The organism is Cellulophaga sp. Hel_I_12, from assembly GCF_000799565.1.
Classification (GTDB): Bacteria; Bacteroidota; Bacteroidia; order Flavobacteriales; family Flavobacteriaceae; genus Cellulophaga.
Genome location: NZ_JUHB01000001.1, coordinates 2,005,835 through 2,023,711, shown reverse-complemented (window position 1 = coordinate 2,023,711; position 17,877 = coordinate 2,005,835). Strand labels below are relative to the sequence as shown.

The 17,877-nt window shown below is 33.6% G+C and carries 22 protein-coding genes; 12 read left to right on the top strand and 10 right to left on the bottom strand.

Annotated features, from left to right (window positions below):
• Positions 1–2 precede the first annotated feature (2 nt).
• A complete protein-coding gene (locus tag GQ45_RS08990; RefSeq protein ID WP_047416938.1) occupies positions 3–392 on the top strand; it encodes an HIT family protein in 390 nt (129 codons plus the stop codon).
• Between the two features lie 13 nt (positions 393–405).
• Here GQ45_RS08990 and GQ45_RS08985 read toward each other — a convergent pair whose 3' ends face one another.
• Together GQ45_RS08985 and GQ45_RS08980 are read right to left on the bottom strand one after the other, a co-directional pair.
• The gene (locus GQ45_RS08985; protein WP_047416935.1) at positions 406–765 is read right to left on the bottom strand and encodes a hypothetical protein; all 360 of its coding nucleotides are present in this window, start codon (positions 763–765) and stop codon (positions 406–408) included.
• 3 nt (positions 766–768) lie between these two features.
• Positions 769–1,917 carry a HAMP domain-containing sensor histidine kinase gene (locus GQ45_RS08980; protein WP_047416931.1) on the bottom strand — a complete coding sequence of 383 codons (1,149 nt, stop codon included), beginning with the start codon at positions 1,915–1,917 and terminating at the stop codon, positions 769–771.
• Between the two features lie 95 nt (positions 1,918–2,012).
• Between GQ45_RS08980 and GQ45_RS08975 the strand changes: the two genes are divergently transcribed.
• The 3 genes from GQ45_RS08975 (at position 2,013) to aat (ending at position 4,070) form a co-directional block, all read left to right on the top strand.
• Positions 2,013–2,912, top strand: a complete 900-nt coding sequence (locus GQ45_RS08975) for a flavin reductase family protein (RefSeq protein ID WP_369798288.1) — start codon at positions 2,013–2,015, stop codon at positions 2,910–2,912.
• An 8-nt stretch (positions 2,913–2,920) separates the two neighbouring features.
• Complete coding sequence (locus tag GQ45_RS08970) at positions 2,921–3,301, top strand: DUF3127 domain-containing protein (protein WP_047420235.1); 381 nt, start codon at positions 2,921–2,923, stop codon at positions 3,299–3,301.
• A gap of 106 nt (positions 3,302–3,407) precedes the next feature.
• Positions 3,408–4,070, top strand: a complete 663-nt coding sequence (gene aat / locus GQ45_RS08965; RefSeq protein WP_231555178.1) for a leucyl/phenylalanyl-tRNA--protein transferase — start codon at positions 3,408–3,410, stop codon at positions 4,068–4,070.
• On the opposite strand, the gene GQ45_RS08960 is transcribed toward aat, so the two are convergent.
• The 6 genes from GQ45_RS08960 to GQ45_RS08935 all read right to left on the bottom strand — a co-directional run bounded on the left by GQ45_RS08960 (position 4,059) and on the right by GQ45_RS08935 (position 7,040).
• A complete protein-coding gene (locus tag GQ45_RS08960) occupies positions 4,059–4,703 on the bottom strand; it encodes a DUF2490 domain-containing protein (RefSeq protein ID WP_231555177.1) in 645 nt (214 codons plus the stop codon). The genes aat and GQ45_RS08960 overlap by 12 nt on opposite strands.
• Positions 4,704–4,728: 25 nt before the next feature.
• Positions 4,729–5,307: a hypothetical protein gene (locus tag GQ45_RS08955; protein WP_231555176.1), complete on the bottom strand. Its 579-nt coding sequence runs from the start codon at positions 5,305–5,307 to the stop codon at positions 4,729–4,731.
• Complete coding sequence (locus GQ45_RS08950; protein ID WP_047416925.1) at positions 5,294–5,857, bottom strand: DNA-3-methyladenine glycosylase I; 564 nt, start codon at positions 5,855–5,857, stop codon at positions 5,294–5,296. Before GQ45_RS08950 ends, GQ45_RS08955 begins: the two co-directional genes overlap by 14 nt.
• A gap of 64 nt (positions 5,858–5,921) precedes the next feature.
• Positions 5,922–6,230, bottom strand: a complete 309-nt coding sequence (locus GQ45_RS08945) for a divalent cation tolerance protein CutA (RefSeq protein ID WP_047416923.1) — start codon at positions 6,228–6,230, stop codon at positions 5,922–5,924.
• Between the two features lie 10 nt (positions 6,231–6,240).
• Entirely contained in the window at positions 6,241–6,552 is a 312-nt protein-coding gene (locus tag GQ45_RS08940) for a hypothetical protein (RefSeq protein WP_047416921.1), read from the bottom strand.
• Between the two features lie 113 nt (positions 6,553–6,665).
• A complete protein-coding gene (locus GQ45_RS08935; protein WP_156125389.1) occupies positions 6,666–7,040 on the bottom strand; it encodes a hypothetical protein in 375 nt (124 codons plus the stop codon).
• 141 nt (positions 7,041–7,181) lie between these two features.
• Between GQ45_RS08935 and GQ45_RS08930 the strand changes: the two genes are divergently transcribed.
• The 8 genes from GQ45_RS08930 (at position 7,182) to GQ45_RS08895 (ending at position 16,381) form a co-directional block, all read left to right on the top strand.
• Entirely contained in the window at positions 7,182–7,868 is a 687-nt protein-coding gene (locus tag GQ45_RS08930) for a TetR/AcrR family transcriptional regulator (RefSeq protein ID WP_047416917.1), read from the top strand.
• Entirely contained in the window at positions 7,861–9,528 is a 1,668-nt protein-coding gene (locus GQ45_RS08925) for a peptidase domain-containing ABC transporter (RefSeq protein ID WP_047416915.1), read from the top strand. The genes GQ45_RS08930 and GQ45_RS08925 overlap by 8 nt, the downstream gene beginning before the upstream one ends.
• A 6-nt stretch (positions 9,529–9,534) precedes the next feature.
• Positions 9,535–10,878, top strand: a complete 1,344-nt coding sequence (locus GQ45_RS08920) for an HlyD family secretion protein (protein ID WP_047416912.1) — start codon at positions 9,535–9,537, stop codon at positions 10,876–10,878.
• 2 nt (positions 10,879–10,880) lie between these two features.
• On the top strand, positions 10,881–12,287 hold the full coding sequence (locus tag GQ45_RS08915) for a TolC family protein (protein WP_369798287.1): 1,407 nt from the start codon (positions 10,881–10,883) through the stop codon (positions 12,285–12,287).
• A gap of 25 nt (positions 12,288–12,312) precedes the next feature.
• On the top strand, positions 12,313–13,623 hold the full coding sequence (gene nhaA / locus GQ45_RS08910; RefSeq protein ID WP_047416910.1) for a Na+/H+ antiporter NhaA: 1,311 nt from the start codon (positions 12,313–12,315) through the stop codon (positions 13,621–13,623).
• Between the two features lie 40 nt (positions 13,624–13,663).
• Positions 13,664–14,596 carry a YitT family protein gene (locus GQ45_RS08905; RefSeq protein ID WP_047416907.1) on the top strand — a complete coding sequence of 311 codons (933 nt, stop codon included), beginning with the start codon at positions 13,664–13,666 and terminating at the stop codon, positions 14,594–14,596.
• A 521-nt stretch (positions 14,597–15,117) separates the two neighbouring features.
• Complete coding sequence (locus tag GQ45_RS08900) at positions 15,118–15,474, top strand: hypothetical protein (RefSeq protein ID WP_047416904.1); 357 nt, start codon at positions 15,118–15,120, stop codon at positions 15,472–15,474.
• A 274-nt stretch (positions 15,475–15,748) separates the two neighbouring features.
• On the top strand, positions 15,749–16,381 hold the full coding sequence (locus GQ45_RS08895) for a thioredoxin family protein (protein WP_047416901.1): 633 nt from the start codon (positions 15,749–15,751) through the stop codon (positions 16,379–16,381).
• Here the strand turns inward: GQ45_RS08895 and GQ45_RS08890 are convergent.
• Positions 16,358–17,095 carry a hypothetical protein gene (locus tag GQ45_RS08890; RefSeq protein ID WP_047416898.1) on the bottom strand — a complete coding sequence of 246 codons (738 nt, stop codon included), beginning with the start codon at positions 17,093–17,095 and terminating at the stop codon, positions 16,358–16,360. The two genes, GQ45_RS08895 and GQ45_RS08890, sit on opposite strands and share 24 nt — an antisense overlap.
• Positions 17,096–17,161: 66 nt before the next feature.
• Positions 17,162–17,863, bottom strand: coding sequence for a tRNA pseudouridine(55) synthase TruB (gene truB / locus GQ45_RS08885; RefSeq protein ID WP_047416896.1), 702 nt, complete (start codon positions 17,861–17,863; stop codon positions 17,162–17,164).
• Between the last annotated feature and the right edge of the window lie 14 nt (positions 17,864–17,877).

Sequence of the window (17,877 nt, the reverse complement as noted above, 5' to 3'; positions counted from 1 at the left end):
TTATGGCAAGTATTTTCACTAAAATAATTTCTGGAGAAATACCATCCTACAAAATAGCAGAAGACGAAAATTTCTTTGCTTTTTTAGACATAAACCCTAATGCGAAAGGCCACACGCTTTGTATTCCCAAAAAGGAAGTCAATAAAATTATGGATTTAGATGAGGCTACCTATACAGGCTTAATGGCTTTTTCTAGAAAAATCGGTATCGCCTTAGAAAAAGCGATTCAATGTAAACGTGTTGGGATGACGGTTATTGGTCTTGAAGTACCTCATGTTCACGTGCATCTTATTCCTTTAAACGATATGAAAGATGCTACGTTTCAGCAGAAAGTTTCTTTCTCCAGAGAAGAGTTTGAAGCTATTGCAGCAAAAATAAAAGCTGAACTTTAGACCTTTATAGTTCTTAACTCGTGAATAATTCCCGATTTAGTAAAATATAAACGCTAGCAGCCACTAAAACAATCAGGAGTAATATTATAATATACAAGCTACGTGTGTATTTCACGGCTGGCTCAACTGGGATTGCGGTTTTTTTATAATACTCGTAAACACGTTCTATATCAGGGGTCCAAGAAACAGGGTAAATGGCATTATGACAAGTTTTGCACTTAATTTCTGAAGAAACTTCATCCGTAATTTTATGAACAAATTTCCCATACGAATGTTTTTGATAAAACGATAGCTTTAGTTCTTGATTAAAGCACTCAGGACAGTTATTGGTAAGTTCTGCTTCTTTAATCAATTCTAATTTAATCTCTGCCATAACCTAACTTTTCAATTTAAACGTCATCTTCATAATGGTGCCTTCTTTACTAGAAGACAGTACTTTTATTTTTCCATTATGGTATTCTTCAACAATTCGTTTTACTAAAGACAAACCAAGGCCCCATCCTCTTTTTTTAGTGGTAACGCCCGGATTAAAAATAGCCTGAAATTCTTTCTTTAAAATACCATGACCTGTATCAGAAACTAAAATTACGGCATTATTGCCTTCTTTTAAAATTTCAATGCTAATACTTCCTTTGCCACGCATGGCATCAATACCATTTTTTACTAAGTTTTCTATGGTCCATTGGTATAATGGTTTGTTCAGTAGCACAAGCATGTTTTCAACCTTAGTATCAAATGAAAATACTATTAATTTAGAACTTCGCAGTTGAAGGTAGTCAAAAGCGTTTTTTGTTTCTGCCACAATATCATGGGTTTCTAAATTAGGTAAGGATCCAATTTTTGAAAAACGATCTGTAATGGTTTCTAATCTGGAAATATCTTTTTGAATTTCATCGGTGATTGTCGGACTAATATTTTCAGCTTTTAAAAGTTCGTTCCATCCCAAAAGGGACGTTAAGGGGGTGCCAATTTGATGTGCAGTTTCTTTGGCCATGCCCGCCCAAAGTTTATTCTGCTCTGAAGCTTTATTGGTTTTAAAGAAGAAATAAATTACCGCGCCAAAAAGAAAAATAATTAATAAAAGCGCAATGGGATAGTATTTTAATTTATTTAAAACCTCAGAGTTTCCATAGTATAGCGTGGCTAAATCTTCCCCTTTGTAATCAATTTTAATTGGGGTATTTTCACTTTCAAATTTCTTTATTTTTTTTTGAACTAAAATAGTATCCGTGGCTACCTGTTTAGGCATATTACTAACTTTAATGGCCCCATCTCTATTGACCAAAATCATGGGTGTAGATTCATTGTTTTTCAAAACAACAACAGGTAAGTCGCCCAAATCTCTATCCTCAGATGATTGTAAAATTTCGGCTTGAGCAGAAGCCCAAATCACCATTTTGTTACGTTCTTCTTCTTTAAATTTTTTAAAGAAACTATTGGTGTTCCAAAGTATTAAACTAACAATAACAAAAGATGTTATTTGTAGTAATATAGTGGTCGTTTTTTTATCGGGGTTAAAGTTCATTTCAATACGTACTGAATAGTGTTACAATATAACGCATTTTGTTTAAAGATATTCTATGGAAATAAACTCGCAATTTTCATTTCTGGAACTAATTTATGTACTTTTGTACACCTATGCTAGAAATGATTTCAGTGTTGCCAAAGGAGCTTGCAACAGCAAAACTACATGGCTATCTTCTGGGTGCTATTGGGCCTAGGCCAATTGCCTTTGCAAGTACTATGGATGATGAAGGTAGACCAAACCTTTCTCCTTTTAGTTTTTTTAATGTGTTTAGTGCCAACCCACCTATATTACTATTTTCTCCTGCGAGAAGGGTGCGTGATAATACCACAAAACATACCTTAGAAAATGTATTAAAAACAAAAGAAGTTGTTATCAATGTCGTTGACTTTGCAATGGTGCAACAAATGTCTTTAGCGAGTACAGAATATCCTGAGGGCGAAAATGAATTTATAAAAGCCGGATTAACGATGCTAGCTTCTGATTTGGTGGCGCCATTTCGAGTGGCAGAAGCTCCAGTTCAGTTCGAATGTAAGGTCACTAAAGTAGAAGCTTTAGGTGCCGAAGGTGGTGCAGGGAATTTAGTTTTCTGTGAAGTAGTAAAAGTGCATATAGCTAAGGCCATTTTAGATGAGAATGGAAGTATCGATCAGCATAAAATAGATTTGGTAGCGCGGATGGGAGGCAACTGGTATAGTAGGGCCAATTTGGGTCTTTTTGAAGTGCCAAAACCACTTTCAACACATGGTATTGGTGTAGATGCTTTGCCTGATAGTATAAAATTGAGTAAGGTTTTAACAGGAAATGACTTGGGGATGTTGGCAAATATCGAAAAAATTCCTAGTTTAGAAGAAGTTAACGATTTTGTGGCCTCCAATAAGGAATTGAAGTCATTGGTTAGTGCCAATGATAAAACAAAATTACATCAAAAAGCACAAGAATATTTACATAAAAATAACGTACTTTCCGCTTGGAAGGTATTATTATCAAATTAAAAGACAAAATGGAAGTACAAGGAAAAGTAAAAATGGTTGGAGAAACCCAAGCGATTGGCAACAACGGTTTTAGAAAAAGAGAATTGGTAGTAACCACAGAAGAACAGTATCCGCAACATATATTGGTAGAATTTATCCAAGATAAATGTGATTTGTTAAACGCAACCACGGTTGGGCAGTCAGTGAAAGTAGGTATTAATTTAAGAGGTAGAGAATGGGTTAATCCTCAGGGAGAAACCAAATATTTTAACGCTATCCAAGGCTGGAGAATTGAAAATGTACAATCAGATGTTCCAAATACAGCAGGAATGCCACCCGTACCACCTATGAGTTCTTTTGAGGCAGCGGATAATTTAAACGAGGAAGATCACGACGATTTACCTTTTTAAACGTCAATAAAGCAAACACTATTTTTTATAGGACCTATTCATTTTTTTGATGATTAGGTCTTTTTTGTTTTGTAGTTCTTTCGTATTTTAACTTGAAATCATTGAATTGAAAAATAAGCAACATCATAAACCTATTTATTTTCTATCAGAGGCCTTAAAATTTCCGACTGTTGAGCATGCCAATGCCGAGGGTTTATTAGCTGTAGGTGGCGATTTATCTCCTGAGCGTTTAATATTAGCCTATAAAAGTGGTATATTCCCTTGGTTTAATGAAGATTCGCTGATACTTTGGTGGTGTCCAAACCCACGAATGGTTTTATTTCCCGAAAAGATAAAAATATCAAAAACAATGCGTAAAGTGATTAGAAGTAATCAGTTTACCCTAACTAAAAATAGCTGTTTTACTACTGTTATTGAGCACTGTTCAAAAATTCAAAGGAAAAATCAAGAAGGTACCTGGATTACTAATAACATAAAAAGTGCATACCTAAAACTACATGAAATGGGTATCGCGCATTCTTATGAAGTTTGGGAAAATGACCGCTTGGTGGGCGGACTTTACGGTATAGATCTGGGTCATGTTTTTTGTGGAGAAAGTATGTTTAGTTTGGTGGCTAATGCCTCAAAATTTGCATTCATAAATTTAGCCCAAGAGTTACATGCAAAAAGCTACCAGCTTATTGATTGTCAAATATACACCTCGCACTTGAAAAGTTTAGGAGCGGAAGAGATTCCAAGAAAAGTGTTTATAGAACTACTACAAAGCTAAGATTAAAGAGGAGGTTACAAATAAAACTCTTTCTGTTTCTTGATTGTAGTTTTCTAACCGGTATTCCATACCTGCTTGTATTTTTATGGATGCGGACAAAAAATACCCAATATGAGTAGTAATTCGCTGGTCAAAACTTGGTCTAGTGGCTTTTGCAACGCTTAACAAGCTTTCTGTTGAACCTACCAAATAGGTTTCACCCATATCCAAATTTTCTCCTTGAAGCGGAAAATCAAGGGCAAATCTATACCTAAATCGATGCGTTGTTAATGAGGTTTGAATTCTTTGTTCGCTCCGCAACCGATGACCAAAACGTATGTTTCTGGATTTAAAAGTGCTGTTATACTGTTGAGTTAATCGCAATTCATTTTCTCGATCAGGTTCAAAATTATCTCTAAATCGGTATTGAACTCCTAAAGCAATACTTTGATTTGATTTTATTTTTAAATCAGAAAAATGCGCTATGTCAATTTGCCGAGTTTTAAGTTGATAGGCTTCGTTATTAAAAAAATAGCTTCTGTTTGAAAATGTAAAATTATGAGAATAAGTAGCCTTGACCTTATAATTTATGGCAACAGAGGGCTCTAGATAGCCCGTAAAATTTTCTTGAGCAAATGATAAAAATCCTGTCAAAAAAAAACCAAAAAAAATATGTTTTTTAATACAGCACATGGTCATAATTTGCAGGTAATGATTTTCTAATCGATTTAAAAATTCCTTCGGAATTAAATAAGATTTCAAAATCTTGATAGGCCTTATCTTTTTTTCCACTGCACATAATTTCGTAATTTATATAGGGTAGCATTAAATTTTGAAAAGCATCTTTTATTACCTTAGCCTCATCCCCATTATTTACATACTGCTGTTGTATTTTTTTGATTTTATAGGAGATGAAATTAGTAGTTAAAAAGTGATGAATTTTATCAAAAGTTTCATTGGGGATGTCAACCTCATTAATGGTGATTTCAATATCCTCTAAAACGCCTTCTTTATTGAACTCTATGCTATACCAAAGCCGACTTTTTTTAAATTTTGCTTCATAGCTGATGTTGGTGCTATCAATTTCTTTGTAAAATTTAAGTCGCTTTGCACCTTGTAAATTATTTTTTAAAACTTGATGCGCTATTGCTGGGAATTGTGATTTTTTAATCCGGAATTCACGTTCATATTTTACCTGAGCGGTGGTAGTTATAGTCACTAAAAAAAAGAGGACTCCTAAAAATTTAAACTTCATCATACCTAAAACAATTAATTTCATGATCATTTACCATTCCAGTCGCCTGCATGTGAGCATAGATAACGGTACTGCCAACAAACTTGAACCCTCTTTTTTTTAGGTCTTTACTAATGACGTCAGATAGTGCGGTATTTGGTGGTATATCTTTATAATTTTTAACTTTATTTTTAATGGGCTTATGATTTATAAAACCCCAAATATAATTCTGAAAACTACCAAATTCCTTTTGAATATGCATAAAAGCTTGTGCGTTGCTAACAGTGGCTTTTAATTTTAGTTTATTCCTTACAATACCTTTATTTTCTAATAAGGAGGCTATTTTATGTTCGTTGTAGGCTGAAATTTTTTTGTAACTAAATTGATCCAAGGCAGCTCTGAAATTTTCGCGTTTTTTAAGAATGGTAATCCAACTTAAACCAGCTTGGAACGTTTCTAGAATTAAAAACTCAAATAATGTATCATCATCTTTAACCGGAACTCCCCATTCCATATCGTGATATTCTTCGTAGAGCAAATCTCCTTTACACCATCCACACCTTTGTTTTTCCATTTTTTTTTCTCTAAAATACCTTTAAACTAAGGTAGATTATTAATTTTGGAAGAAGAGTATTTTTTTAAACTTTTGCTGTATGCTGCCGAATATAATGGGTTTGGTTTTCGTCCATATAAATTATGGGTACTGCATAAAGTATGGGCATACTTTGGAGATAATTAGTACTTAATTTTTCATTAATTAACTTAAATAATAAGCCTTTTGTTTGTCCTATAATTAAAAACTGCTTTTTTTTTATAAGCTCATCTTTATACTCATACATCATTTTTTTTGAGACAATAGCATTTGATATTAATTTTTCAAGCGTTAATAGATGTACTATTTCTAGGGCTTGTAATTTATCATTAGTAATAATGTGTACTAAAATCATATTTATACTATTATTTAGTCTGTTTTTTTAATGATAAAACAAAATCGATAACTTCTGAATCAGCATATATTCCGTACCCGCTAATTAAATGTCCTTTGCTGCCATCATTACAGGCAATTAAAAACAAAATAGAAGCATCGCCAGGATCAGACATTCCTTCGTGTCGGCAATATTCTATTAAGAGGCAATCATTCTTATCATAAACTTTATCTGTATTACGAGCATAAATTTTAAAATCTCTGTAGTAAAATTCTAAAATAAAACCTTGTTTTTTAGCTTCTGTAATATCTTGAGTAAGGGTATTTTTTTGAGATAAAATCATGATTTATATTGATTCAACAGGATACAAGATGTTTTATGTATTATAAAAAAACTAATCCCTACAAGGGCAGCGTAGGGATTAGTTTTAAGTTGATTCGGTAAATAACAGCTTTATTAGCTATTATTTTTTGGAACCAATTGTATTTCACCACTATTTAAAGCCTCTTGATAATTAGCGGTTACTTTTGGGTAAAATCTGAAAAAATTTTTCCCATCGTTTCTTTTAAGATGTATCAAGGTTTCTCCATTTTTTGTTGTTTCTACCGCATCAACAACAACTTTTAACCCTTTTAAACTGGTATAATCGGCAATAGCTCCGCGCTTTATGACAGTGTTTTTTTTGGGAAAATCTATGTGTTTATAGGTGTCGCTAACAGGTTCAGAAAGGCGAAGTATAGTCCCTACTTCGATTGTAGCACTTGAGTTTTGAGCACTTAAAATACCAAAAGATAGTAAGGCCATCGAAAGTAAAATATTTTTTATCATCATTGCTGTTTTATTATGGTTACTGTCAAATTTATAAATTTACAGCAAAAAAAACAGCTTGAATTACGTTAAAAAATAGTTAAACTATCTATTGTTAGTAGTAATACTATTAAATTAGCGTTTTAATTTTTCAAAGGCCACTATATGGATCAACTTATACATTCTGTCAAAATTATCATTAATGATAAAATATACGTTAAAGATCCTGAATCGTCAGAGTTGGGAAAAAAAATTATACAGCACAGTATCTTAATGATCCACGAAATGGGATTTGAGAAATTTACGTTTAAAAAACTTGGTGACGAAATAGCATCTACAGAAAGTTCAATTTATAGGTATTTTGAAAATAAGCATAAACTTTTATTGTATTTGGCGTCTTGGTATTGGGGTTGGTTAGAATATCAATTGGTGTTTTCAACCAATAATATTCCCGATCCAAAGCAGAAAATAGTAAAGGCCATTGAAGTCATTACGCGACAAACAGAAGAAGATTCTGCTTTTTCCCATATCAATGAAATAGCTTTAAATAAAATTGTTATTAACGAGTATTCAAAATCGTACCTGACAAAGGAAGTAGACCAAGAAAATAAAAATGGGTATTATGTTATTTATAAGCGATTGGTTACGAGGTTTAGTGAAATGATCATGAATTTAAACCCAAGTTATGAATACCCCTTAAGTTTGTCAAGTACTGTTTTAGAGAGTTCATTACATCAATTTTTCTTGAAAGATCATTTTCCGTCACTCACAAATTGTCATTCACCTAAAACACCAACCGAATATTTTACACATATGGTTTTAAACACTCTAAATACGGCAAAAAATGGCTAAAAATACATTAAGTCCTTTTAAGCGTTTAATTGGCTTATTAAAATTAGACCGAAGAGATATTTTACAAACCTTGTACTATGCTATTTTCGCCGGACTGGTAAATCTCTCCTTACCCTTAGGGATACAGGCGATCATTAATTTAATTCAAGGCGCTGAGATAAGTACTTCCTGGATTATTTTGGTCATTCTTGTTACGGGGGGAGTCGCTTTTGGTGGAATTTTGCAATTAATGCAAATTAGAATTATAGAAAACATTCAGCAAAAAATATTCACAAGAGCTTCTTTTGAATTGTCTTATCGTTTTCCGAAAATTAAAATGAGTGAGTTAAATAATTATTACCCACCAGAACTTGCCAATCGCTTTTTTGATACGATTAATATTCAAAAATCACTAGCAAAACTGTTAATTGATTTTCCGGCGTCCTTGTTGCAAATTATATTTGGCTTGTTATTACTTTCTTTCTACCATCCATTTTTTATCATTTACGGATTACTACTCGTATTATTAATTTATGTGGTATTTAAATTTACCGCTGAGAAAGGGCTAAATACAAGCTTAGAAGAATCTAAGTATAAATACAAAGTTGCACATTGGATTCAAGAAGTTGCTCGTTCCTTAGTAAGTTTTAAATTATCAGGAAATACGTCTCATGCCCTAATGAAAAATGATCTTTTAGTAAGCGATTATTTAGGTGCCAGAGAAAACCACTTTAGAGTTTTAGTCATGCAGTATATTCAAATGATTGGCTTTAAAGTTTTAGTCACTGGTGGTCTTTTATTAATCGGAGGTTTATTAGTTTTAAATCAAGAAATGAATATCGGTCAATTTGTGGCGGCCGAGATCATTATTTTATTAGTTATAAATTCTGTAGAAAAGTTAATTCGAGGCTTAGAAACTATTTATGACCTTTTAACGTCTTTAGAAAAAATAGGGCAGGTAGTTGATAAAGAGATAGAAAACCAAGAAGGGCAAACTCCTTTAACGCAAGATTCAGAATTAATAGTTGAGTTAGATGCTGTAGGTTTTACACCTATAAATTCTAAAATTAAAATAATAGACAACCTATCTTTGACCATTGCCCCCAAAAGCAGAACATTGATTTTGGGTTCTAATGGATCTGGAAAAACAAGTTTATTGCGTTTAATTGCAGGACTCTATAAGCCTACAGAGGGTAACATTTTTATTAATAATATAGCACTTGATAATATCATCCCCAATCATTATCGTTCTTTTATTGGGCAATCATTAACGGAGGAGAGCACATTTGAAGGTACAATTTTGAATAACATTACTTTCGGTGATACCTCAATTTCTCAAGAAGATTTATATTGGGCAATAGAAAAAACCGAATTGTCAAAATTTATAAAAAAGCAACCAAAAGGGATCCATACGTTTATCTTCCCTGAGGGTCAACAATTACCGCACAACGTTGCAAAAAAGATTGTATTAGCAAGGGCTATTGTGCGCAAACCAAAATTATTAATTTTAAAAGAACCTTTAGACCAACTCGACGAAATGGATGCTTTAAAAATAATGGATTTTTTAATAGATAAAGCCAACCCATGGTCTATTATTATAGTTAGTCACGATCCAAAGTGGCTAACCAGATGTGACAGAATTTTAACACTTGAAGAAGGTAAAATAGTAAGTGATAAATAATATACGATGCTAAACATATCTAAAAACACAGTAAATCAAAAAGTTGATCTTACCACCTATAAGTCAACCCAAACAGTTTTCCATAAAAGGCATTACAAGCATTTTAATCGATTTTTATTGGCGTCGGCTATTTTTGGTTTAATTTTCATATTTCTTCCATGGACGCAAAATATTAGGGGCAAAGGAGCTTTAACTACTTTAAAACCAGATCAGCGTCCGCAAACTATTCAATCAACTATACCTGGTAAAATTGAAAAATGGTACGTGCAAGAGGGCGACTACGTTCAAAAAGGAGATACGATATTGTTTATTTCCGAAGTAAAAAATGAATATTTTGATCCCAGATTAGTGGAACGCACAAGAATGCAAATAAACGCTAAAGAAATGTCTGTTTCTTCATACCAGGGAAAAGTTAAGGCATTAAATACGCAAATTGGGGCTTTATCAAACGGGCGTAGTTTAAAACTAGCGCAGGCTAGAAACAAATTACTACAATCAAAACTCAAAGTAAAAAGTGATAGCATAGATCTCAAGGCAGCCGAAACGAATTTGCGCATTGCAGAAAGGCAATATGAACGAATCGTTCAGCTTGAAGAGGAAGGATTATTTGCGCTAACTGATGTAGAAGAAAAAAGGTTAAAACTTCAAGAAACGCAGGCAAAAATAATTTCTCAAGAGAATAAACTACTAGCCAGCAAGAATGAGGTTATAAATGCTGAAATAGAAATAAATAGTGTTCAGGCAGACTATATAGATAAAATATCAAAAGCAGAAAGTGATATGCGAACTGCGCAATCTTCACAATTCGATTCTGAGGCGCAAGTAACTAAACTTGAAAATCAGTTTACTAATTATGAGATACGCAATGATTTATACTATATAAGGGCAACGCAAAGTGGATTAATTAATAGAACTTTAAAGGCGGGTTTGGGTGAAACCTTTAAAGAAGGCGAAGAGTTAGTTAGTATTATGCCACAGAATTATGATAAAGCTGTTGAAATGTTTGTGGCACCTATAGATCTACCCTTAGTGCATAAAGGAGAAAAAGTAAGAATTCAATTTGATGGTTGGCCTGTGATTATTTTTAGCGGATGGCCAAATGCATCATATGGTACTTATGGTGGGGTTGTATTTGCTATTGAAAATTTTATGAGTACCAATGGAAAATATCGTGTCTTGTTAATACAAGATCCAGAAGAAAAGCCTTGGCCAGACGAACTTCGTGTGGGTTCTGGAACCAATACGATAGCCTTGCTAGAAGACGTACCAATTTGGTACGAATTGTGGCGTCAGATAAACGGCTTTCCACCTAATTTTTATCAGCCCGATACAGCTATTTCAAAAAAGTAAATATGATGCGTAATAGTTTATGTTATTTATTTTTTGTTTGTGTTTACTTTTTAAATGGGCAAACCAAGGACACCGTTGTTTTAAATTTCAACGAATACCTTGGTTTTGTAAAAAAGTACCACCCTATTGCAAAACAAGCAGAATTAACCATAGCCATTGGTCAAGCTAATTTAATGAAATCGCGTGGCGGTTTCGACCCTAAAATAGAAGTAGATTTTGATACGAAAGAATTTAAAGGTACTGAGTATTATGATCGGCTAAATGCTGCGTTTAAAATACCGACTTGGTATGGCGTAACTTTAAAAGGAACTTTTGAACAAAACGATGGCGTGTACCTTAATCCTGAATCAACAGTGCCAGAAGATGGCCTATATGCCGCCGGAGTAAGCATGTCAGTAGGCCAAGGCTTATGGATTAATGAGCGGATGGCCACGCTTAAACAGGCAAAATTTTTTAGGGAACAGTCGATTGCAGATCGAGACTTGCTAATAAATGAAATTTTGTACCAAGCTTCGCTAGCCTATTTTGATTGGTTACAAGCCTATAATGAAAGCAAAATTTTTGATAATTTTTATGAAAATGCCAAAGTACGTTTTAAGGGGGTAAAACAAAGTGCGGCTTCGGGCCAAGTTGCGGCCATTGACACGGTAGAGGCTAAAATAGCTGTTCAAGATAGATTGTTAAACTTTGAGCAAGCAAAGGTTAGACTCATGAATACCTCACTACAATTATCTAATTTTTTGTGGTTGAATGATAATATTCCGCTAGAGCTTCAAGAAAACGTGATTCCTGATGAGAATTTGAATAAGGAGATCGATATTACTTTAGAAATCTTAGGAGTGCCCTTGGATAGTTTTACCATCGAGAATCATCCTAAACTTAAATCACTAGATTTTAAAATTAAAGCGCTAAACGTTGATAAAAATTTAAAAGCAAATAAATTGCTTCCAAAAATAGATGTAGAGTATAATTTTTTGACAGAAACACCAGCTTTGATAAATTCGCTGCAGACACCAAATTATAAAGGAGGCATTACGTTTCAAGTTCCGTTGTTTTTAAGAAAAGAACGCGGAGATTTAAAATTAGCTAAGTTTAAATTACAAGATGCTGAGTTCGATTTTAAGAATGCTGAAATATCCATTAAAAATAAAATTATTGCGATTTATAAGGAATTAGATTCCTTTGAAATTCAAAATAGTTTAATTGATGAAATTGTTCAGAATTATACCACCTTACTGTTAGCGGAAGAACGTAAATTTAGTTTTGGAGAAAGTTCACTATTTTTAATTAACTCAAGGGAAAGTAAGTTAATCGATGCCGAGTTAAAAAAGAATCAAGTTCAAAATAAATTTTTTGAAGCAAAAGCTAAATTATTTAATAGTCTAGCCTCAAACCCAAAAAATTTATAACTTCGAGGGTTCTTATTAAAAAAATATGATTAGAAAAGTGATTCTTACTCCATTCCAAAAGTTCGTAAAAATTGAAGGTTTAAGTGGCATATTGCTCTTTGGAGCCACCATTTTTGCCATGTTGTGGGCCAACTCGGGCTACAGTGACGTTTATGAATGGCTATGGGATTTTAAAATAGGAATTACTTCTGATTCTTTTAGTTTATCGAAACCCTTAATCTTATGGATTAATGACGGTCTTATGGCCATATTCTTCTTCTTAATAGGGCTCGAAATTAAAAGAGAATTATTAATTGGTGAGTTAAATTCGTTCAAAAAAGCAGCGCTTCCCTTATTTGCAGCCATTGGAGGTGTCATCTTTCCGCTCGTACTTTTTATGGTTTTAAATGATACTCCAGAAACATTTAAAGGGTGGGGTATTCCTATGGCGACTGATATTGCTTTTACCTTAGCTATATTGAACTTACTCGGAAACCGTGTGCCGCTGAGCCTTAAAATATTTTTAACGGCATTCGCCATTGTTGATGATTTAGTTGCTGTGTTAGTCATTGCTGTATTTTATAGCGAAACGATCAATTGGATACTCATACTTTATGCTTCAATTTGTTTTATACCATTAGTAATTGCAGAGAAAAAAGGCTATTATTCAAAATATTTAACCACAATTCTAGGGGTGATTATTTGGGTTTTATTTCTAAAATCAGGAATCCACCCAACCATTGCAGGAGTTCTTCTGGCATTTACGGTGCCGGTAAGGCAAAAAGTTGTGCTGGTCGATTTTATTGATAATTTAAAAACTATTGCAGAAAGGATTATTAAAACAGAAAAATCAAAAGAGCCTATTTTGTCCTACGATCAAATTCAAGAGATGGATAATTTAGAAGAATTAACCGAAAAGTTTCGATCTCCACTTCAGTATTTAGAACATAAATTGCATGGCTGGAGCGCTTATTTTATTATGCCCTTATTCGCTTTAGCTAATGCCGGGGTAGCTTTTAGCAGCAACATGGAGATAGATATGTCATTAATTCTCAACATTGCTATTGCCCTGTTTGTGGGTAAATGTATTGGAATTGCCTTATTGTCATACCTCAGTATAAAGTTAAAATGGGCCCAACTGCCTAGTGGTACAAATTTTACGCAAATAATAGGTGTAGCTATTTTAGCAGGTGTAGGCTTTACCATGTCAATATTTATAGCCAACTTAGCTTTTTATGGTGAAGTAGTTTATGTAAATTCTTCAAAAGTAGGTGTTATTTCAGGTTCTATTTTATCGGGTATTATTGGTTATTTTATTTTGCGATGGAGTGGAAGAAAAGAGCTTAGCGCGGAATAAGTTTAAATATTAATAGTACCTTCATCTTTACTATTTCAATATGGAAAACAATAAAAAAGAAGGTTACAAACGTTGGTTAAGAGCAAAAACTTATCTTAAAAAATCTCGAAGGCTACGCTTAAGTGTTAATGCGTTCATTAAAGATACTTTTTTTATTATCTTAGGTATTTTTGCAGCAGCCTTTGGTCTAGAGAGTTTTTTACTACCCAATAGTTTTATTGATGGTGGTGCAACAGGTATTTCTTTGCTTATTGCAGAAGTAACCAAGGTACCTTTACCGATTCTTATTATAATCGTGAATACCCCTTTCTTAATCATGGGGTATCGTGTTATTGGCCGAATATTTACAATCAAAGCCAGTCTGGCTATTTTAGGTTTAGCCTTAGTATTGGCTACAGTTTCTTTTCCAGAAATTACACAAGACAAGCTATTGGTTGCTGTTTTTGGAGGTTTTTTTCTAGGGGCAGGAATAGGCTTAAGTATTCGTGGGGGCAGTGTCTTAGACGGCACAGAAGTGGTAGCTATATTTTTAAGTAGAAAACTTGGAACCACCATCGGCGATATCATCATTCTAATTAATATTTTAGTTTTTTTAGCAGCGGCTTATTTTTTAACTATAGAAACTGCTTTGTACTCCATGCTCACCTATTTAGCGGCATCAAAAACTCTAGATTTTGTCGTAGAAGGTATTGAAGAGTACACAGGTGTAACTATTATATCAGATGATAGTGATGAAATTCGTCAAATGATTATTCATAAATTAGGACGGGGATTAACTATTTATAAAGCAAGTGGTGGTTACGGAAAAAAAGGAGCTAATAACGATCATGATGTTATTTACACCGTAATTACGCGGCTTGAAATTAGGAGGTTAAATATTGAAATCTCCAAAATTGATCCAAAAGCTTTTGTGATCATGCATCGTATCAATGATACCCGAGGAGGCATGATTAAAAAGAGACACGCCATGTAATCTTCTGCAAAGTACTTTTGTAGCAATAGCTTTTGCTTAACAGGTGTTACCCATGGTAGATCGAAACTATTAGGAGTAGACCTTAATTTATGCCCAATCTCAGGTCTAATTAGGATAGTAAATACCACGAGCTAATTAAATTATTTTGGACTTAAGAGTTCTTCATTTAAACCACAAGATACCCGTTAGACTAAAAAACTGGCAAGATTTTAAGTAATTTTTAGGATATGTCAAGTACTAAAGCAGTAGAAATAATCCCTTGCACCTAATTTTTAAATATATATATATATACTTAAGTAGTTTATATATAGGTAGTTATGTCTTTTGTTTTTAAAATGATAGTAATACTATGTTAAATAAATAGTTTAACCATTATTTAACGAATTTCCTTGGCCTAATCTTTTTGTTTGGTTGTATTTTTGCACTCGACTAAAACGGGTACAACGCAATACGTTCCCAGAACAATTTTGCCAGTACTTAGTAAAAAATTAGTTAAAGAATAATGTTTAAATACCTTAGTTATGAATAAGTATAAAGTAGTTTTCGCAGCAGTAATTTTTACCTTTGTTAATGGTCTCCAGGCGAACACGGGGGATAGCGATTTAGAATACACCATACCTTTTAAAAAGACAAAAACAATCGATGTTTGTTGTGCTATTGGTGTCAATGACATTCATTTTATTGAAGTGGAGCAAGACATCGATTTAGGGTTTAATCCTTATGATTATTTACCAACAGATTTTAACCCTTACGCAGGTATTGAGTTAGCTATTGATGATATTAATTACATAGAAGAAGAGGTAGAAATAGATCTTGGTTTTGACGTACAACGTTATTTGCCAAAAAATTTTGATGCTCATCAGTGTATTGTAAAATAGAAATAATTTAGGTACAGTAATAAGCAAAGCCACTCTAGTATATGGGTGGCTTTTTTGATGCTTACTAGTTTTGTACTAATAAGGGCCATGCAAAATTTAAAAAATAAAAAATGCCGTACCTCTATTTTAAGGCTTCAGACCGATCTATAAAATATCCCAAACGCAGCAATCTATGCTCAACGTTGTAAGTTATGGTTCCTTTTTTCTACAAAACATGATATAGTTCAGGTTTTAAAAATAAGAAACGAGCTAAGTTTGCATTAAATATTTGGGTATGGAGCATCAAACAATAAATCGTGTGGAAAAATCAATAACAACAATACTGAAAGAAAGTTTATCTAAAGCATTTTCCTATGAGGATTATCGCGCTATGGTAACCCAATTAGCTTTAGAGCATAAAACAACGGGCCCCCAACAATTAGAGGAATTGGCAGACTATACCTTGTTGAATGATAAACGAATGAAGCGTTTAGATAAAACAATAAAGTTAACAGATCTTATCGTTAGCAAGCTTAAAAAAATTGACAAAAAAATTACTTTTTTAGTGCTTACAGAAAGCTGGTGTGGAGATGCAGCTCAGATAATGCCGATAATGAATAAAATGGCAGTACTCAATGCCAATATTGATTTTAAAGTAGTCCTGAGGGATGAAAATTTGGAATTAATGAACTTGTTTTTAACCAATGGCACTCTTTCTATCCCTAAACTTGTGATTGTTGACGAAGCCTTAAATGTTATAGCTGATTGGGGACCAAGACCTAAAGAAGCAATGCAAATGGTTCAAGACTATAAGCAAGAACATGGTAGTTTAACCCCTGAGTTTAAGCAAGACTTGCAAATGTGGTATACCAAGGATAAAGGACAAAGTACCGCTACGGATATCTTAGCGTGCCTTTTCTTGGAATAAATAAGTTATAGTTCCTTTTTGAGGCGCTTTAGAAGAAGTGTTGAACTGCGATTTTAAAGCATATTTAATGGCATTGTCAATGAGGCAACCATTTTCTGTCGAAGAGCTTTTCTTGTTAAATTCAGCTTCAAGAACATTTCCATTCCCATCCACAAGGATGTTTATAACGATGCGCCCCCCTTCAATACAGGTGTAAATAGGTACTGGTAGCGTAATATGATTTCTATCTATTAAAGAATAGGATATTGAAGTTCTGCGTTTCGCTAAATTGTTGGTAGGAACATCTTTTTGTGCTTCACGCTCGCCAAGCAATTCTTTCGCCTCTTTGCGTTTTTTTTGGAGTTCTTTTAAATTAGCTGCATAACCATTATCAGAAGATAAAAGTTCTGAGGGTTCATCACTATCAGAGCTACTTTCACTTTCCGCCATTAATTCCTCTAAAGTTTTCAGGGGTTCAGGGTTGCCGTAACTGGCTTTTGCAGTTTCATTAAAGGCCATATGCGATTTTATGGACTCAGATTGTGTTAATTCTTCTTGAAGTTCTTCTTGTTCTTTCACAAGCTCCTCAAGCTCTTCTTCATCCAGAACAGCCAGTTCAATTACATACTCTTCTTTTTCAGTAGAATTTAGGTGCGTGTTGTATAATGCCAACACCACTATGGCCATGGAGAAAATGGTAATGAGTAAAGAAAGTTGACTTCTGGTTAAGTTCATAATGCTATAACCACTTTTTATGGAAATTATTTTATTTAAATCGTTGAATTACCACTATTTGAATAATTATTCTCCAAGCGACTGCAACAAAGTATTAAAACTTTCTGTAGTTATCGCTTTATTTACGTTAAAATCACCTATTTTGGTTCTTCTTAGTGACGATAAATGTGCTCCAGACCCTAGTGCCTTTCCAAAATCATGGGCTAAAGAGCGGATATAGGTGCCTTTACTGCATACTACTCTAAAGAAAATATCATTTTCGGAAATATTGGTAATTTCAAACTCAGTGATTGTAATTTCTCTCGTTTTGATTTCTACCGCTATCCCCTCTCTAGCGTATTCATACAATCGTTTTCCGTCTTTTTTTAAGGCCGAAAAAACAGGAGGAAGTTGCTGAATAGTACCCGTAAATTGTTGGGTAGTTTGTTGTATAAGCTCTTCTGTAATGTGATGGGTTGGAAAGGTAGCATCAATTTCAGTCTCTAAATCGTAGGAAGGTGTGCTGCTACCAACCGTAATGGTTCCTGTATACTCTTTTTCTTGGGCTTGGTAGTCGTTAATTTTTTTGGTAGATTTTCCAGTACAAATAATCAACAATCCGGTGGCTAAAGGGTCGAGGGTACCTGCGTGACCCACTTTTATCTTTTTAAGGTCAAAAGCCCTACGGATACTCCATTTTATTGCATTTACAGCCTGAAATGAAGACCAACCTAGGGGTTTATCTATTAAAAGTGTTTGTCCGTCTAAAAAATCTTCTTTTGTTTTCAAAAGTTTCTTTTAAG